At 36.3% G+C, this 16,707-nt stretch carries 12 protein-coding genes; 2 read left to right on the forward strand and 10 right to left on the reverse strand.

The window, feature by feature from the left end:
• Position 1: 1 nt before the first annotated feature.
• The 9 genes from polA to VS182_RS06565 all read right to left on the reverse strand — a co-directional run bounded on the left by polA (position 2) and on the right by VS182_RS06565 (position 10,956).
• Positions 2–2,950 carry a DNA polymerase I gene (gene polA / locus VS182_RS06525; protein WP_479492521.1) on the reverse strand — a complete coding sequence of 983 codons (2,949 nt, stop codon included), beginning with the start codon at positions 2,948–2,950 and terminating at the stop codon, positions 2–4.
• A gap of 22 nt (positions 2,951–2,972) precedes the next feature.
• Complete coding sequence (phoU, locus tag VS182_RS06530) at positions 2,973–3,635, reverse strand: phosphate signaling complex protein PhoU (protein ID WP_479487366.1); 663 nt, start codon at positions 3,633–3,635, stop codon at positions 2,973–2,975.
• A 17-nt stretch (positions 3,636–3,652) separates the two neighbouring features.
• Entirely contained in the window at positions 3,653–4,411 is a 759-nt protein-coding gene (gene pstB, locus VS182_RS06535; protein ID WP_479484352.1) for a phosphate ABC transporter ATP-binding protein PstB, read from the reverse strand.
• A 29-nt stretch (positions 4,412–4,440) separates the two neighbouring features.
• Complete coding sequence (gene pstA, locus VS182_RS06540) at positions 4,441–5,382, reverse strand: phosphate ABC transporter permease PstA (protein WP_479484353.1); 942 nt, start codon at positions 5,380–5,382, stop codon at positions 4,441–4,443.
• A gap of 2 nt (positions 5,383–5,384) precedes the next feature.
• Entirely contained in the window at positions 5,385–6,287 is a 903-nt protein-coding gene (pstC, locus tag VS182_RS06545) for a phosphate ABC transporter permease subunit PstC (RefSeq protein ID WP_479485166.1), read from the reverse strand.
• A gap of 36 nt (positions 6,288–6,323) precedes the next feature.
• Complete coding sequence (locus tag VS182_RS06550; RefSeq protein WP_479492522.1) at positions 6,324–7,328, reverse strand: PstS family phosphate ABC transporter substrate-binding protein; 1,005 nt, start codon at positions 7,326–7,328, stop codon at positions 6,324–6,326.
• Positions 7,329–8,273, reverse strand: a complete 945-nt coding sequence (gene mdh, locus VS182_RS06555; protein ID WP_479484355.1) for a malate dehydrogenase — start codon at positions 8,271–8,273, stop codon at positions 7,329–7,331.
• A 126-nt stretch (positions 8,274–8,399) separates the two neighbouring features.
• A complete protein-coding gene (gene icd, locus VS182_RS06560) occupies positions 8,400–9,689 on the reverse strand; it encodes an NADP-dependent isocitrate dehydrogenase (RefSeq protein WP_479492523.1) in 1,290 nt (429 codons plus the stop codon).
• Positions 9,690–9,837: 148 nt separating this feature from the next.
• On the reverse strand, positions 9,838–10,956 hold the full coding sequence (locus tag VS182_RS06565; RefSeq protein WP_479484357.1) for a citrate/2-methylcitrate synthase: 1,119 nt from the start codon (positions 10,954–10,956) through the stop codon (positions 9,838–9,840).
• 377 nt (positions 10,957–11,333) lie between these two features.
• Between VS182_RS06565 and ytvI the strand changes: the two genes are divergently transcribed.
• Entirely contained in the window at positions 11,334–12,491 is a 1,158-nt protein-coding gene (ytvI, locus tag VS182_RS06570) for a sporulation integral membrane protein YtvI (protein WP_479484358.1), read from the forward strand.
• 601 nt (positions 12,492–13,092) lie between these two features.
• Here ytvI and VS182_RS06575 read toward each other — a convergent pair.
• Positions 13,093–14,655: a hypothetical protein gene (locus VS182_RS06575; RefSeq protein ID WP_479484359.1), complete on the reverse strand. Its 1,563-nt coding sequence runs from the start codon at positions 14,653–14,655 to the stop codon at positions 13,093–13,095.
• A gap of 336 nt (positions 14,656–14,991) precedes the next feature.
• Between VS182_RS06575 and VS182_RS06580 the strand changes: the two genes are divergently transcribed.
• Positions 14,992–16,290, forward strand: coding sequence for an ArsB/NhaD family transporter (locus VS182_RS06580; protein ID WP_479492795.1), 1,299 nt, complete (start codon positions 14,992–14,994; stop codon positions 16,288–16,290).
• The last annotated feature ends 417 nt before the right edge of the window (positions 16,291–16,707 follow it).

Raw genomic sequence — 16,707 nt, forward strand, 5'->3', positions numbered from 1 at the left:
CCTATTTAGCTTCGTACCAGTTTTTACCACAAACAAGCTTTACCCTTAAAGGGACAATTAAAGGAACCACATTTTCCATTAAATAGACCACTTGTTTTTTAAAAGCTGTTAAATCTTTTTCTGCCTCAAAGATCAATTCATCATGTACTTGTAGGAGCAATGTAGCCTTGTATTGCTTGTTTTGTAACACATGGTATATATCAACCATTGCCTTCTTAATCAAATCAGCTGCTGAACCTTGGACAGGCGTATTAATAGCCATACGTTCAGCCATCCGTCTTTTAGCAGAATTCGCTGAATGAAGATCTGGTAATAACCTTCGTCGACCAAATAAAGTCGTTACATAGCCTTGTTCTTTAGCTTGCACAATAGTATCCTGTTGATAAGTTTTTACCTTTGGATAAGTGGCAAAGTATTTATCAATAAATACTTTGGCTTCCTTGCGTGAGATACCCAATTGTGTGGAAAGACCATAATCGCTCATACCATAAATAACGCCAAAATTAACCGTTTTTGCTTGTTGTCGCATTAAATCAGTCACATCTTCCTGTGAAACAGCAAAAATTTGTGCTGCTGTTTCTGTATGCACATCACAACCAGCTGTTAAAACTTCACATAACAAAGGATCCTGTGATAAATGAGCTAAAAGATGCAACTCAATCTGTGCATAATCAGCAGCAATAAACTCCCAATCAGGCTTAGAAGGCACAAAAGCTTGTCTAACTTTACGACCAAAAGCTAATTTGATCGGTATGTTCTGCAAATTAGGCTCCGTACTGCTTAAACGACCTGTAGCCGTCATCGTTGTTTGAAAAGTTGTATGTAAACGTTCATCCGCTGTCAAAGCTTTTAACAAACCATCAATATATGTAAAACTAAGCTTACTTAACTGACGATAATCTAATAATCTTGCTACAACTTCATGAAAAGGAGCGAGTTTCATTAAAACATCGACATCTGTTGAATACCCCGTTTTCGTTTTCTTCTGTACCGGAAGTTTTAATTTTTCAAATAAAATATACGCTAACTGTTTAGGTGAATTTAAATTAAACTCCTCACCCACGGATGCATATATCTCATCTTTTATCTGAGACAATTTTTCCGCTAAAATCACTTGCAAATCTAATAACTTTGTTTTTTCAATTTTAACACCATGCCATTCCATATCACCTAAAATAGATAATAAAGGCATCTCAACATCTTTAAACCAATTCTCTAAACCATGTTCTATTAATTTAGCATATGCTTTCTCTATAATCAAAGGCATATAATATGTTTGATAGCATAATAACAAAGCCCTTTGTTCATCAAAAGGGGCTTTTTGCTTATCCTCAGGTATATAAAGATCAGCATACTTATTAGCTAAATAAGGAATCGTTGGCTTAGCATAATTAGGATCCAAAAGATACCCTATTTGTGCTAAATCCCTGGTATTACCAGCAAAAGTATAACCATATCGCCTAAAAAACACCTGTAAACGCTTACTATCATAAGTAAACTTAGGAATCATTGGATCAGCTAACCAATGCTTAAGATACGGCCAATTATGTAACGTTTCAAGAGAAAAACAAACAAGTACATATTCGTCAATCGCCAAAACAAAAGCAACAAACGAAGCTTGCCGAACATTTTCTTCGGTCGTCTCTAAAAAAAGTGACGTCACTTTTTTTTCCTTAGCAGCTTTAGTTAAAATTGTTTCAAACATCGCAAAAATTTCTTCTTGTGATTTACTTTGATCATTCTTATATATTTTATTTTCTTTGTTGTTCTCTTTGTTGTTCTCTTTGTTGTTCTCTTTGTTGTTTTCTTTGTTGTTCTCTTTGTTGTTTTCTTTGTTGTTCTCTTTGTTGTTTTCTTTGTTGTTCTCTTTGTTGTTTTCTTTGTTGTCTTCTTTGTTGTTCTCTTTGTTGTTCTCTTTGTTGTTTTCTTTGTTGTTCTCTTTGTTGTCTTCTTTGTTGTTCTCTTTGTTGTTCTCTTTGTTATTCTCTTTGTTGTCTTCACCTAGCATAAAAACCGAAACATTTTCTGGTAAAGTAACTGTTTTACTTGGTTCGGGCATTATCTCTAAATGTTCACAACCAGGTAATTGTGGCATTCTTTTGAGTAATGAGTGAAAAGATTTATCCAGCATGTAATCATACATTGCTTGAAAATCAAGGTTTTTGATGGCTAATTTGTCAAGGTCATCTATTCTTAATGGTACATTTTTTACAATTGTTGCCATCTCTTTGCAAAGAAGGGCTTGTTCCATATATTCTTTTAGGTTAGTTTCCCATTTTTTCTTTGCTTTCGTTGATGTTTTAACATGGTCAATTGCTTTTTCTAATGAACCAAATTCTTGCAATATTTTGGTAGCTGTCTTTATACCAATACCAGGAACACCGGCTAAGTTGTCTGAACTATCACCAGCTAATCCTTTGTAATCAGGGATTTGTTCTGCGGATAGACCTAGTTCTTGTTCTAAAGTTGTATGATCATACTTTGTATGGTTGGTAAATCCTTTACGCATGATGTAAACGCTTGTATTATCATTGACCAATTGACATAAATCACGATCACCGGTTAAAATCTCAATCTGTATTTCTGGGGAAAAACGCGTTGCTAAGGTACCGATAACATCATCCGCTTCGTATCCTGGGGAAATCAATTCAAGAAAGCCTACCGCACGAAAAAAAGAGCTGAGAGTTGGCATTTGAATTGCCAACTCATCAGGTGTACGTTCACGCTGGGCCTTATATTCTTTGTACTTAGCATGACGAAAAGTCGTCTTTCCTGTATCAAGCGCAATTCCGATATGTGTTGGGCGAAGATCAGCAATTGTATTGATCAAAATAGAAATGAACCCATAGACAGCTTGGACAGGCCTTCCTGTTTTATCTTGTAAGGTAGGTAACGCATAGAACGCCCGAAAAGCTAAGCTATATGCATCAATCAATAATAGCTTATTCATCTTTTTTCTTTGTTCCCTTTCATCAATTGAGATCAGCAAGTCTCCCTGTCTCTGTATAAACGATATGTTCGGCAATATTTGTTGTATGATCAGCGATACGTTCTAAATAACGTGCTACAAAACAAAATTGCAAAGCCGAAAAAGCGCCATCGTTTTCTCTCGAAAGGTAAGCTCCCCACTCAAGAAGCGCTTCGCGATAATAATGATCGACGATATCATCTGTCTCAGATAACCTGCGCGCACCTTCGCTATCACCTTGAATATAACTTTTAATGCTTGCGCGAACCATTTGTGGAATCAATTCCGCCATTTTCATAATAGGGTCTGTCTTTAAAGGCGGCTGCTCATGCTCATGCAAACGGATCGCAGCTTTAGCGATATTTGCCGCTAAGTCAGCCATACGTTCTAAATCGGTGGCGATGCGCAAAGTAGAAATCAATTTACGTAAATCTTTCGCCACCGGTTGTTGCGTAGCAATCATCTTTAAAACCTGATCATCAATTCTTGCTTCAAGTTCATCTATTTTATAGTCAGCATCTTTCACCGACTGCGCAAGTTCAATATCTTTATTTAAAAGCGATTGAATCGACTTTTCAATCGCTCCAATAACTTGTTCACACATCTGAAGCAATCTCTCTTTAAGTTCAGCCAACTCCTGATCAATTGAGCGTATTCTCACACCCATTATCTACCTCACTTTCTCTAACCAAAGCGGCCCATTATATAATCTTCTGTTCTTGTTTCTCTAGGTGTTGAAAACAACTTTGATGTTACAGCACACTCAACCAACTTACCGGCTAAAAAAAACGCCGTATTATCAGATATCCTAGCTGCTTGCTGCATATTATGCGTCACAATAACAATTGTATAATGTTGTTTAAGTTCTCTTAATAAATCTTCAATCTTTGCCGTCGAAACAGGATCTAAAGCAGATGTCGGTTCATCCATTAATAAAATAGCTGGTTCAACAGCTAAAGCACGCGCAATACATAAACGTTGTTGCTGACCACCTGACAAACTTGTGGCACGTTTATGCAAACGATCTTTAACTTCATCCCACAAGGCAGCCAATTTTAAACTTTTTTCGACAATCTCATCTAACACTTTCCGATCACTCACACCATGAATCCTCGGTCCATATGAGATATTATCATAAACACTCTTTGGAAAAGGATTCGGCGCCTGAAAAACCATCCCGACTTGGCGCCGTAAAAGACCAACATCCATATTTGGGCGATAGATATCTTCACCATAAATATATACTGACCCTGTGACCCGAACATTAGGAACTAAATCATTCATCCTGTTTAAGGTACGTAAAAAAGATGACTTACCACAACCAGAAGGTCCGATAAGCGCCATAATACTACCACCGGTAACTGTCAGGCTGATATCACTAAGAGCATGTACCTGGTCATAGTAGAGGTTAACACGCCTTGCCTCAATAGCTGGCGATTTCACATATTTACTCCCTTCACTCAACTTGCTGTTTACATACGTGATCTCTCTCTAACATAAAGAGCGATAATATTTAACACTAATAAGACAACTAACAAAATCAAAATACCCGCTGCAGCTAGATTATGAAAAGCAACCTGGGGTTGTGAAATCCAATTATAAATTTGCATCGGCATAGCCATAAAATTATCCAAAGGTCCTGTAGGTACTTTCGTTAAAAACACCGCCGTACCGATCATAATCAATGGTGCTGTTTCACCAATCGCCCGTGAAACAGATAATAACATGCCTGTGATAATACCTGGTAAAGCACAAGGAATAACCACATTACGTAACGTCTGCCAACGCGTTGCACCCATCGCATAAGAAGCTTGTCTTAACGTTTCTGGTACACTACGGAGTGATTCTCTAGCTGAAACAATAATAATCGGCAACATCATCAGGACAAGGGTAAGCGAAGCAGCTAACACACTTGAACCCATTTTTAATGTATGCACAAAAACCGTTAAACCCAACATCCCATAAACAACAGATGGTACAGCTGATAAATTAGCTAAGTTAAGATTGATAAAATTACGCAAACGACCAGAACGCGTATACTCCTCTAAATAAAGTGCTGTCGCCACCGCTAAAATAAAAGCTAAAGGCGTTGCAATCAACATAACAAACAGAGAACCTAAAATCGGGCCAAGAAAGCCCGATTTCGTTGGAATACGCGAAGGCATTGTTTCATTAAAAAAAGTTGACGTTAAAAAAGGAAAGCCTCTGACCAAAACATCTAGCAATAACCACATAACCAAGGCGACACTAGCCCACGTAGCTAAGCCGCTTAAAAGGTGCACCAAACGATCTAACCATTTACGGCGTATTTGACGTGGTGAATTAGCATTCGACGGCCCCATAAGCGCCTGAGGAAAAACCGCTTTGTCATCATCACCTTTAACTCCGAGCAGAGATGACGAAGAAGTTTGCATACTCAGCTATGCCTCCTTTGTAGACGACCAACAATATGTACGGAAAGAAAATGCAGGAGAAAAGTAAATAAAAACAAGAGTAAGCCTACGGCATAAATAGCACGGTATGAAATACTATCGACCGAAATATCACCCGAAGCTGCTTGAACCATAAAAGCCGTCATTGTCTGAACAGCTTCTAAAGGATTAAGCGTCAAATTAGCCGTTGCACCAGCCGCAATTGTCACAATCATTGTTTCACCAATCGCACGTGAAATGGCAATCGCAAACGAAGCAACAACCCCTGAAATAGCAGCTGGTAAAGTTACCCCAAAGGATACCTCTAAACGCGTGGCACCTAGAGCATAAGCAGCATCTTTAATTCGTGGTGGAATATTCTGCATGGCATCTTCACTCAAAGAAGCAATAATCGGTAAAATCATTAAACCAACAACAATACCTGCAGACAAAGCATTAAAAAAACCAATCGATGGAAAAAATAGCTTTAAACTAGGTGTCACAGCAATCGAAGCAAAAAAACCATAAACAATCGTCGGTATACCTGCCAACAATTCCAAAAAAGGCTTCAAAATACGCCTAGACCTTGTCGAAGCATACTCACTTAAATAAATAGCACTACCAAGACCCAAAGGCATAGCAATAACAGCAGCAATAACTGTAACAAGCACAGTGCCTGTAATTAGGGGTAATACACCAACACGTTGTTGATCAGAAGCAAACAACATCGTCCACTGTGTATCTGTAAGAAATGAAACAAGCGATACCGATTTAAAGAAAAGAATAGATTCCAGCAAAAGCGTTACAATAATTCCTAAAGTAGTAAGAATAGATAAAGATGCCGCTAAAAAAAGCAAAATGGGAATTAATTTTTCAAAACGTTGTTTCCAAAAACGCATTGTTTTCATACGAAACAGCAGTTGCCGCAAATCTGCTCCTCCTTCTCATTTCACCCCTAACCAAGAATGCCATATCTTGTACTCCTCTTTAGCCAAAGGCACGCCGTGAATACCAATCAATGTGGCCAGGTTTTCTAACAAGAAATTTAAAAAAGCTCGTGTTATAGGGTTAGCTAAAGCTTGTTTGGAGGTATATAAATATAATTGCCTTGTCAAAGGATAAAGGCCATTTTTAATTGTATCCTCTGTAGGTTCAACGATACCAAACCCATCATCGATACTTAAAGCTTTCAATTTATTTTTATTTTCTAAATAATAACCAAAACCTAAATAAGCCATCGCAAAACGATTACCCGCAACCGCTTTCACTAAAATATTATCATCTTCATTTTGCTGATAATCTGTACGACAAGACTTCTCTTTACCAACAACCTTCTTCGTAAAAGCATCAAAAGTACCAGAAGAAGTACCCGGACCATACAACTCCAATTTCTCATCCGGCCAAACAGGGTCAACATCACGCCAAGTACTTACAGGACTTTTAGGTTCCCATATTCTCTTGAGTATACCTGTATTTACACTTTCCAGCAACGGATTATCTTTATTAACGATAATGACAATACCATCACGCGCTAAAGGCAACTCAACCAATTCAAAACCATTTTTTTCAGCCAATGCACGTTCATCATCCTTTATCGGACGCGAAGCAGTCGCAATATTAATCTTACCCTCAGCTAAACGACGCAAACCGCTCCCCGTACCTGACTCAGACACCTTTATCTCCAACGATCGATGCTCACGCCCATACTCTTCAGCCGTCGCTTGAACAATAGGATAAACCGTACTAGAGCCATCAATACTAATCGTCCCATCTGTTTTCTGCTGCCAATCACAACCTCCTAAGAGGCACAAAAAAACACTTAGAAAAAACAAAGAAAAAAGATGAGAAGTACGGGAAAAATAAGAAGAAACAAAAGAACGAAAAGAAGAAAAATAAGAAAAAAAGGAAGAGAAAAAAGCAAAAGAAGAAAACAAGCCCGTTTTTTTCATCTAAGCTTTCCCCAACATAGAAATCATCGATTTAACAGAATCAGCCGATTTGGTCAATTCTTTTTGTTCAGCAGACGTAAGCTGCATATCGATAACTTTCTCTACCCCCTTAGCACCGATAATAGCAGGTACACCTAAATAAAGATTTTTGTGACCATACTGACCCTTTAAATATGCAACCGTTGGTAAAAGACGTTTTTCATCCCTTAAAACAGCTAAAGCCATTTCAACTAATGACGCAGCAGGAGCATGATAAGCACTACCTGTTTGTAAATAATTGACGATTTCTCCGCCACCTTTACGCGTGCGTTTAACAATACGTTCGATATCTTCTGCAGACATCATCTGTCTTAAAGGCACGCCACCAACCGTCGTGTAATTAATAAGTGGCAACATATCATCACCATGCCCACCTAAAACAAGACCATGTATATCTTGTGCAGAAACATTTAAAGCTTCAGAAACAAAATGACGAAAACGCGCTGTATCTAAAACACCAGATTGACCCATAACGCGTGTATGACAAAAACCAGTCTCTTTATAAGCAACATAAGTCATCACATCAACAGGATTACTAAGTACAATAACGACAGCCTCAGGAGCCAATTTCGCAATATTTTTACTTATATGTCTAATAATTTCACTATTAACCCGCACCAAATCATCACGGCTCATACCAGGCTTACGTGGCAACCCAGCAGTTACGATAACAACATGGGAGCCCTTAAGCAAATTAATATCACTACCACCTGAAATACGGCTACTAAAACCTAAAACAGGTCCAGCCTGTGCTAAATCTAAACTTCGACCTTTAACAGCATTCTCAACCTTAGGTATATCTAACAAAACAATATCGCCCACATTTTGCTGAACCAACAAAGTAGCCGTCATCATACCAGTAGCACCAGCACCTAAGATAGCAACTTTTTTACGCGAACAACACATATTATCACCCCTTTTGAAATTAAAAGAACATTAAAAAACAAAACAAAAATGAATAAAAATACAAAATAAAACTCAAATCCATAATCAATCAATAATCAATCCAAAAACAGATTAAACAAAAATCATCTAAGTCATATTAGCAATAACTTGGTCAGCGAATCCTGTACAAGATACTTTTGTAGCATTATCCATTAAACGCTCTAAATCATAAGTAACCATTTTTTTAGCAATCGCGCCCCTAATGCCCGCTTCAACTAAATCGGCTGCTTTGATAAAACCAATATGCCTTAACATCATCGAACCTGATAACAATAAAGAACTAGGATTAACTTTATTTTGCCCTGTATAACGAGGTGCTGTGCCATGTGTAGCTTCAAAAACGGCATGACCTGTAACTTCATTAACATTTGCACCAGGAGCTACACCAATACCGCCTACCTGAGCTGCTAAAGCATCAGAGATATAGTCCCCATTTAAGTTAAGCGTAGCAATGCAATCAAAATTTTTCGGACGCAATAAAATTTGTTGTAAAAAAGCATCAGCAATAACATCCTTAATAATCAACTTACCAGCAGACATAGCATCCTTCTCCGCTTTATCAGCCGCTTCTACACCTTGATCACTTTTAATCGTCTCATATTGCGCATAAGTAAACACTTTATCAAAAAAATTCGCTTCAGCAAAAGCATAGCCCCACTGCTTAAAAGCACCTTCGGTATATTTCATGATGTTACCTTTATGCACAAAAGTGACACTCTTACGATTAAAACGCAAAGCATACTTAATAGCTGATAAAACTAAACGCTCCGTACCACTTTTTGAAACAGGTTTAATCCCAATACCACATGTTTCAGGAAAACGAATTGTTTTAACATGCATCTCATTTTGTAAAAAACTGATCAAACGCTTAGCTTCTAAAGAATCAGCTTCCCACTCAATACCCGCATATATATCCTCAGAATTTTCACGAAAGATAACCATATCAACATCTTCAGGTCTTTTCATCGGCGAAGGAACAAACGGAATATACTTGACAGGTCTCAAACATACATAGAGATCCAAAGCCTGCCTAATAGCAACATTTAACGATCGTATACCACCACCAACAGGCGTAGCTAAAGGTCCTTTGATCGCCACACGATACAACCTTAAAGCTTCCAATGTTTCCTCAGGTAAATAATGGCCACAACGCTGATACGCTTTATCACCTGCATATATCTCTTTCCAAAAAATCTTCTTTTTCTTGTCATAAGCTAAATCAACCGCAGCATCAATAACTTTACGGGTAGCAGGCCAAATATCAGCACCAATGCCATCCCCTTCAATGAAGGGGATAATCGGATAATCATTAACAATTAAAGATCCATCTTTAAAAGAAATCACTGTGCCCTGATCAGAGCGTGAACAAGATACCATGTCATAACCCCTTATAACCGAAATTTAGAAGCATACAAACATAAAAAACTAATGAAATAAACATGAATGAAATAAACATGAATGTAACAAACATAAATGAAACGAACCTATATAAACAAATCACACGAAAATTTCAAAAATAAACTTACTAACATCTTTGATTCATCGGAATATACGCACGCGCCGCAGGACCAACATAATTAGCACGGGGTCTAATCAATCTGTTATCAGCATATTGCTCCATAATATGCGCTGTCCAACCAACAATACGACTCATGGCAAAAACAGCAGTATACAAATCAGAAGGTATGCCGAGATAGGCATATAAAGAAGCGGAATAAAAATCAACATTAGGACGCAACTTCTTTTGATCAAAAACAATTTTTTCAATCTCTAATGACATATCATACCATTTCATATCATTAGCTTTTTTAGCCAATTCACAAGAAAGCATCCGTAAATGTTTCGCCCTAGGATCACCATCTTTATATACACGATGCCCAAACCCCATAATTTTTTCTTTCCGACCTAAACGATCCTTAATATCACGATCGACCATATCCTTAGAACCCATTTCACGCAACATAATCATCACACGCTCATTAGCCCCACCATGCAATGGGCCCTTTAGTGTTCCTAAAGCAGCCGCTACAGCAGAATGTACATCTGTCAAAGTTGCTGCAGCTACCCTTGCAGCAAAAGTAGAAGCATTTAACTCATGATCAGCATGCAACATAAGCGCCTTATCAAAAGCTGCCACATCTAATTCACTCGGCTCTTTACCTTTCAAAAGATAAAGAAAACTGCGTGCAATACCCATCCCACGAGGCAAATCAATTAATGATTGTCCCAAACGAGCTTGTGCAAAAGCCGCAATAATCACAGGAATTTTTGCTGTCAAGCAAATAGCTTTTTTCCAACAAGTCTCTGTAGTCATACAATGCGCATTTTCATCATAAACGGACAATGCAGCCACGACCGATTGCAACACCGTCATCGGATGAGCATCGCGCGGGAAAGATTTAATATAGGCGTGAACAGGCTCAGGTAAATGAAATTCTTTCACAAAATCAGATTGTAAGCCGCGATGCTCTGTTAATGTCGGCAGACGACCATACCATAACAGATAGGTAACCTCTTCAAATGAAGCATTCTGCGTCGCTAAATCATCTATGTTGTAACCTCTATAAGTGAGCTCACCCCCGTCAATAGAACTTATCTCCGAGGAAAGAGCAACGATATCCGCTAAACCCTTAGATACAACCACATACAAACCACCCTTCACTCGCTCTTTGGCGAGTTTTAAATATTTTAAAATACAAAGAGAAAGCTAACACTAGCAAAAAATAATAAAACAAAGCTTAAACAAATGTTCTGTTTAACTTAAAGTTAATTTGCAAAATATAAAAAAACCACTTATGCTTTCAGAAAGGGTAGACCATCTCTTTGGGCCAATTATAGCTAGTAGGAAAAGACGTTTCAAATTTATCGTTATAATTGTCACAAGATTTTTTGCCACTTCATCCATTATAATCATTATGGTGAGAAAAAAAGACAAATAAAAACAATAAAAAATTCAGCATTGTATATTTAAAACCATATTAAAAACAATATTTAAAACCTTAAGCAAAAAGGAGTTATAAATTGCAATCTTTAAAGATCAACAGCCCTTGGTTCCGTTTTAGCTTAATCATTATCATAACTTTTTGCATCTATCTCTTTATACAATTTGGAATACATCTCGTATATCCATTTGTCGTTGCATGGATAATTGCCAGTTTTTTGCACCCAATCGTAAAATGGCTTGAACGAAAGATAAGATTTCCGCGCATTCTAGCGATTATCCTGGTCTTATGTGCTGTTATTTTAATCATGGCAGCTTTAACAGCTTTTATGATTTTTAACATTATCAGCGAATTAACCAATTTGGCAACTTTTTTACCTGAAACAATAACTATTGCCCAAAACAATCTCATAACTTTCATACAAAACAACGATGAAATAAAAAGATTTACTAAAGCATTCCAAGATTATTTTGCCAGTCACCCAGAATATGAAATGGAATTATATAGTAAAGTGATGGAACAAATTAGCTTATTGGCCAATCAAAGCACACAAATTGTAACCAAAATACTAAAAGGACTCGCAGCTTGGTTAGCTAATCTACCATATTTAATTACTTTCATTATGTTCTCCGTCCTAGCAACACTGTTTATTTTAATAGAATGGCATCATTTAAAAAACTTGTTGATTAAAATTTTACCGTCATCAGTGATCGAAAAATCAGGTATAATTTTATTAGATATCAAAAAGGCAATTGTAGGATTCATCTATGCACAAATAATTCTTATTTCTGTCACAACAGCAATTGTTATGATAGGTCTAAAAATCTTAGATGTACCATATATAATTATTATCTCTTTAATCATAGGACTATTGGATTTATTACCATACCTAGGTATAGGCCTGGCACTCCTACCGTGGATAGCTTACCTCTTCATAATAGGCAACACCAAAATGGCCATTGGCCTCTTAATACTATATAGCATAATTGTAATCATAAGAAACTTAATTGAACCTAAGATAATTTCGACGCACGTAGGAATATCACCTCTGCTAACACTCTTCTCCATGTTCATCGGCCTGCAACTAATCGGCATCTCCGGCATAATCATCGGACCATTAACAGCCATTTTATGCTTAGCAATGGTCAAAGCAAATGTCTTTCAAGACATAAAAAGATACATCCAAACAGGATCACCTCTTCCAAATAATAAAAAAACAAAAATCCAAATTAAATAAAAATGAAAAACAAACAATGAAAAACAAAAATTAAAAACAAAAACAATCCTAACTCAAATAATAAAAAAAAGAAAGAGATAGAGGTAACCTCTATCCCTTCCATATTAAAAACAACACAACAGCTTAATTATAAACAACATAAAAATATAAACATTAAAAAACAAAATGAGTCAACATATAATGTAAAAAATATGCTTGCAAAAATTCAACTATAAAACCATAAGAAATGATTTGGCTATAAAATAAAATGCATAGAAAATATATAAATAAATATATAAACCATAATTATAAAATGTATTATATAATTAAAAAAATATATAACTAAAAAATTAAAAAACTAACCAATGTGCAAAAAACAAAAAATAGTTTGAAATAAAGCAACGAAAACAACAGCAGAAATAAATAAATTGATAAAAAGCAAAAATTATAAAGGAAAATACAAAATAAAAAACTAATTTTATAATATATATTTAATTTTGTTATTCATATTCATATATGAAATACTTAAAATTAAATATAATATGTATTGGGAGATGATTGATATATTATGCCATTCACAAAATTTAATTGTACTATTTTTTTTATACTGATTTGAACTATTCTAAATATTCTCCTTAGCCCCTAATGCCACCTTGTCTTTCATTTCCTGCGATATTTGCGACTGATGATGCAGCACAACGCGGTAGTTTTTAATTCCTGGCCAAATGTTGTTTGGTGTAAATAGCGGTAACCAGGCTTGTAATGTATGGTAGCTCGTGCTGTTTCTTGCAGCAATCCATACTTCATCTTCCTGACCTAATGAATAAATACGAGGCACATCGGTAAGGAGTGATTCTAGCGCGGTAAGGCAACGTAATGGTTTAATCCCTTGTAAAGGTAACCTATCAACTTCTTCACGCCTTAGATACCATTCTTGCTGCAGCATACGTTCTAAAGTAGCATATATTAACGATGATAGGTGAAGTACATTCACGAAACCTTGCAGAACGGTTGGTTCTTCCCAAGGTATGTCACCAATAAGAAATGGATCGTGTAAAAAACGTAATGTATCGCTAACGCGGTGTGCTAAGCGATGCCTATATAGTAAATCTGAAGCACTAAATGATTTTTCGGTTAATGTTGTTAGAAAAATCTGTGTAGAATCTGTCCAACGAGAAGGTCTTGTAGCACTTTGAATCGCTATAACACGAAAAGGTCGATCAAATAATGTTTGCTGACCTAAATCTTGTATGCGAATGCGATATCCAGGCCGTGGACTTAAAGATGCTTGCGAGACCCATTCACCACGGTCAATTGCTTCTTTTTTCCAACAATCTGTTTCTTCACTGCAACGTTCTGAAAGCGGAAAAATAACATCAGCACCATTTTGTAAAATGCGTTGCAACCGTGTTTGTCTAACCGCATGCCTGTCCAGACATAGAACCCATTTAGGTGGTGTTTGTTGTTGTTCTTGCCACTGTTTCTTAAGAATATCAATCCGCATGCTTTCATCTCCCAAACTACGACGCCAGCGACCTTCTAATGATTGTAACTGAAAAGGCAATCCATCAACTTGTGTAACCGCAGCTTCTAAGAAGTATGCATGTGATAAATCGAGTGATGTTTTAGCAGGAAGCAACCCTTGTTGAATCTGGGGATAAAGGATACAACGTACAGATCCAATACGGATAAAACGATAATGGGCATCAGGGAGTAAATGATTAGACGTGACGTTTAAACATTGAATACTGAAATTACTCATAAGTTGGCGAATTATATCTTTATCGATGGATCCCATGCAACGTAACAGCTTGACCAAAAATTCTTTTTTAAAGGTTAATTTTTCCCAATCAATCAGATGTGATGAAAAAACATTTTTTTTAACAGCATCTTGTCTTTCTGTAATATCGATACTTTCTAACCAACTAGTAAAAGCACGATTCATCAACATATAAACAATAAGTTCTTTCAAACATTCTTCAAAGCTATCTATTTCTTCAAATTCAGGGTGTTTCTTACAAAGAACGACGATATCCTTTAACCATCCCCATTGGTTTAATAAATTACCGATAAGTTTTGCCACAGAAAAACGACTCAATATATACTTTTTATTAGATCTATTTTTGACACGGTCACTTTTGTTTAATAATAAATTTTCAAAAGTTTCTGTATGATCAATTGTCATAAATTATTAATTCCTCCCTCATAGCTGTAAAAATAAAATAAATTTCAATATTTTTAAAATTAATAATTCCGCTCAACAGATGCCTAAAAATTATAAAAATTTATTATAAAGATAGCTGGACCCCATTACGACCTTGTTTTTTTCGTAATATTCGGAGGTAAAAATCCAAGCACATCAAATAAACCTTTTATTCAAGAAGCAGAATTAGTATTATAGTTTAGTGAAGAAATGGGCATGGGACTAAAATATAGACAAACAGACATGGAGAAATAAACAGCCTTTTGTAAGGAGTGGATAATTTTGATCTTTGATTGGACTAATCTAGACAAGAACACCATCTTAAATTTAGCTGCTATAGCGATTTTCTTAATCACATACGCAGTGTTAATCACAGAAAAATTTGATCGAGCCATGTTAACATTGGCCGGCGCCACGACGATGATTATTATAGGCATTGTCGAAATGAATCAAGTGCTCAAAACCTATATCGACTGGCAAACAATCATTCTTATTATCGGTATGATGATGCTCGTAAATATCACCCGAAAAAGTGGTATATTCACTGCAACATCATGGTATCTAGCTAAATTTGCCAAAGGTAGTCCTATTAAAATCTTAATCTTATTAGGAACTTTTACCGCCTTAGCTTCTGCTTTACTCGACAATGTAACGACAGTCCTCTTAGTAGTACCTGTCACATTATCGTTAACCAAAATGTTGCGTGTAAATCCCATCCCTTTTCTGATCACAGAAATTATAGCCTCTAATATTGGTGGTACAGCAACCTTAATCGGCGATCCACCAAATATCTTAATAGGAGGAGCTAATCCGCATCTAAGTTTCAACGCCTTTCTCATAAACTTAGGCCCGATAGCACTTATAACTTTATTCATTATCATGGGTTGCTTATATTTCTTTTATCGCAAACAATTAAAAGCAAGCGAAGAAAATATTAGCAAAATTATGGAACTTAACCCTAAAGAAGCAATCGTCGATCACAAATTACTGTTTAAATCACTTACCGTACTTACCTTAACCACCATCGGTTTTATCTTACACTCAGTTCTACACCTAGATGCTTGCCTCATCGCCATAACCGGGGCAACAGTCTTAACATTGTGGTCCATACGTTCATCTTCTCAAACAGAAAAACTATTAGCAGATATCGAATGGGGCACTGTCTTTTTCTTTGCCGGCTTGTTCTCATTAGTAGGTGGCTTACAAGAAAGAGGTATTATAAAAGAGCTAGCTAACCAAGCACTAAACTTCACTGAAGGCAATACAGCATTAACAGCTACGTTACTATTATGGATAGCTGGTATAGCGTCAGCCACCATCGATAATATACCTTTCGTAAGTACACTCATCCCTATGGTTAAACAAATAGCAGAAAATCTCAATCTCACACCAACTGACCCTGAATTAATGCGCATTTGGTGGGCGCTATCCCTAGGAGCTTGCTTCGGTGGTAACGGAACAATTATCGGCGCTTCAGCAAATGTCATTGTCGTTCAAATGGCTAAAAGAGCAGGATACAATATTGGTTACCTCAAATTTTTAAAAATAGGTGCACCAATAACCATTCTTTCACTCGTTATCGCACACATTTATTTATATCTTCGCTATATTATGTAATTGCTGAACTTTGCATTTATTTGTTTCTAAATTATAATTTAATCTCAAGTGATTAATATCATTTATTTTCATTTTTATATTTAAAATTAAACAACCCCTGATCTAACGATTTATGGATCCAGAGGTTGTTTTTAATCGTATATGACACAATTAGTGTTTAAAACATGTGACAAATATGGTAAAATATACCTGGATCTGAAATAGATCTCACAATGAAAAATCAACAAGCATCCAAAAAAAAGGAAAGAAAACATATATAAATCAAAAGTTGGCAATTTAGAAAGGAAAATAACGCGACATGACATGCCACTATTTTCTGGTGATACAGAATATTCATAAAAGTATCTATTACGACTAGTCAGTTAATTATCAAGAAAACCAAGCCTAAGAAACCATACCAGAAAACAACAGAACTCG

The organism is Pasteuria ramosa, assembly GCF_056496785.1.

What these genes read in the sequence shown, in the direction of transcription:
- pstA (WP_479484353.1), bottom strand. Translation starts at nt 5,382, where the DNA reads ATGCAAACTTCTTCGTCATCTCTGCTCGGAGTTAAAGGTGATGATGAC.
- polA (WP_479492521.1), bottom strand. Translation starts at nt 2,950, where the DNA reads ATGAATAAGCTATTATTGATTGATGCATATAGCTTAGCTTTTCGGGCG.
- phoU (WP_479487366.1), bottom strand. Translation starts at nt 3,635, where the DNA reads ATGGGTGTGAGAATACGCTCAATTGATCAGGAGTTGGCTGAACTTAAA.
- pstC (WP_479485166.1), bottom strand. Translation starts at nt 6,287, where the DNA reads ATGAAAACAATGCGTTTTTGGAAACAACGTTTTGAAAAATTAATTCCC.
- mdh (WP_479484355.1), bottom strand. Translation starts at nt 8,273, where the DNA reads ATGTGTTGTTCGCGTAAAAAAGTTGCTATCTTAGGTGCTGGTGCTACT.
- icd (WP_479492523.1), bottom strand. Translation starts at nt 9,689, where the DNA reads ATGGTATCTTGTTCACGCTCTGATCAGGGCACAGTGATTTCTTTTAAA.
- VS182_RS06575 (WP_479484359.1), bottom strand. Translation starts at nt 14,655, where the DNA reads ATGACAATTGATCATACAGAAACTTTTGAAAATTTATTATTAAACAAA.
- VS182_RS06550 (WP_479492522.1), bottom strand. Translation starts at nt 7,328, where the DNA reads ATGAAAAAAACGGGCTTGTTTTCTTCTTTTGCTTTTTTCTCTTCCTTT.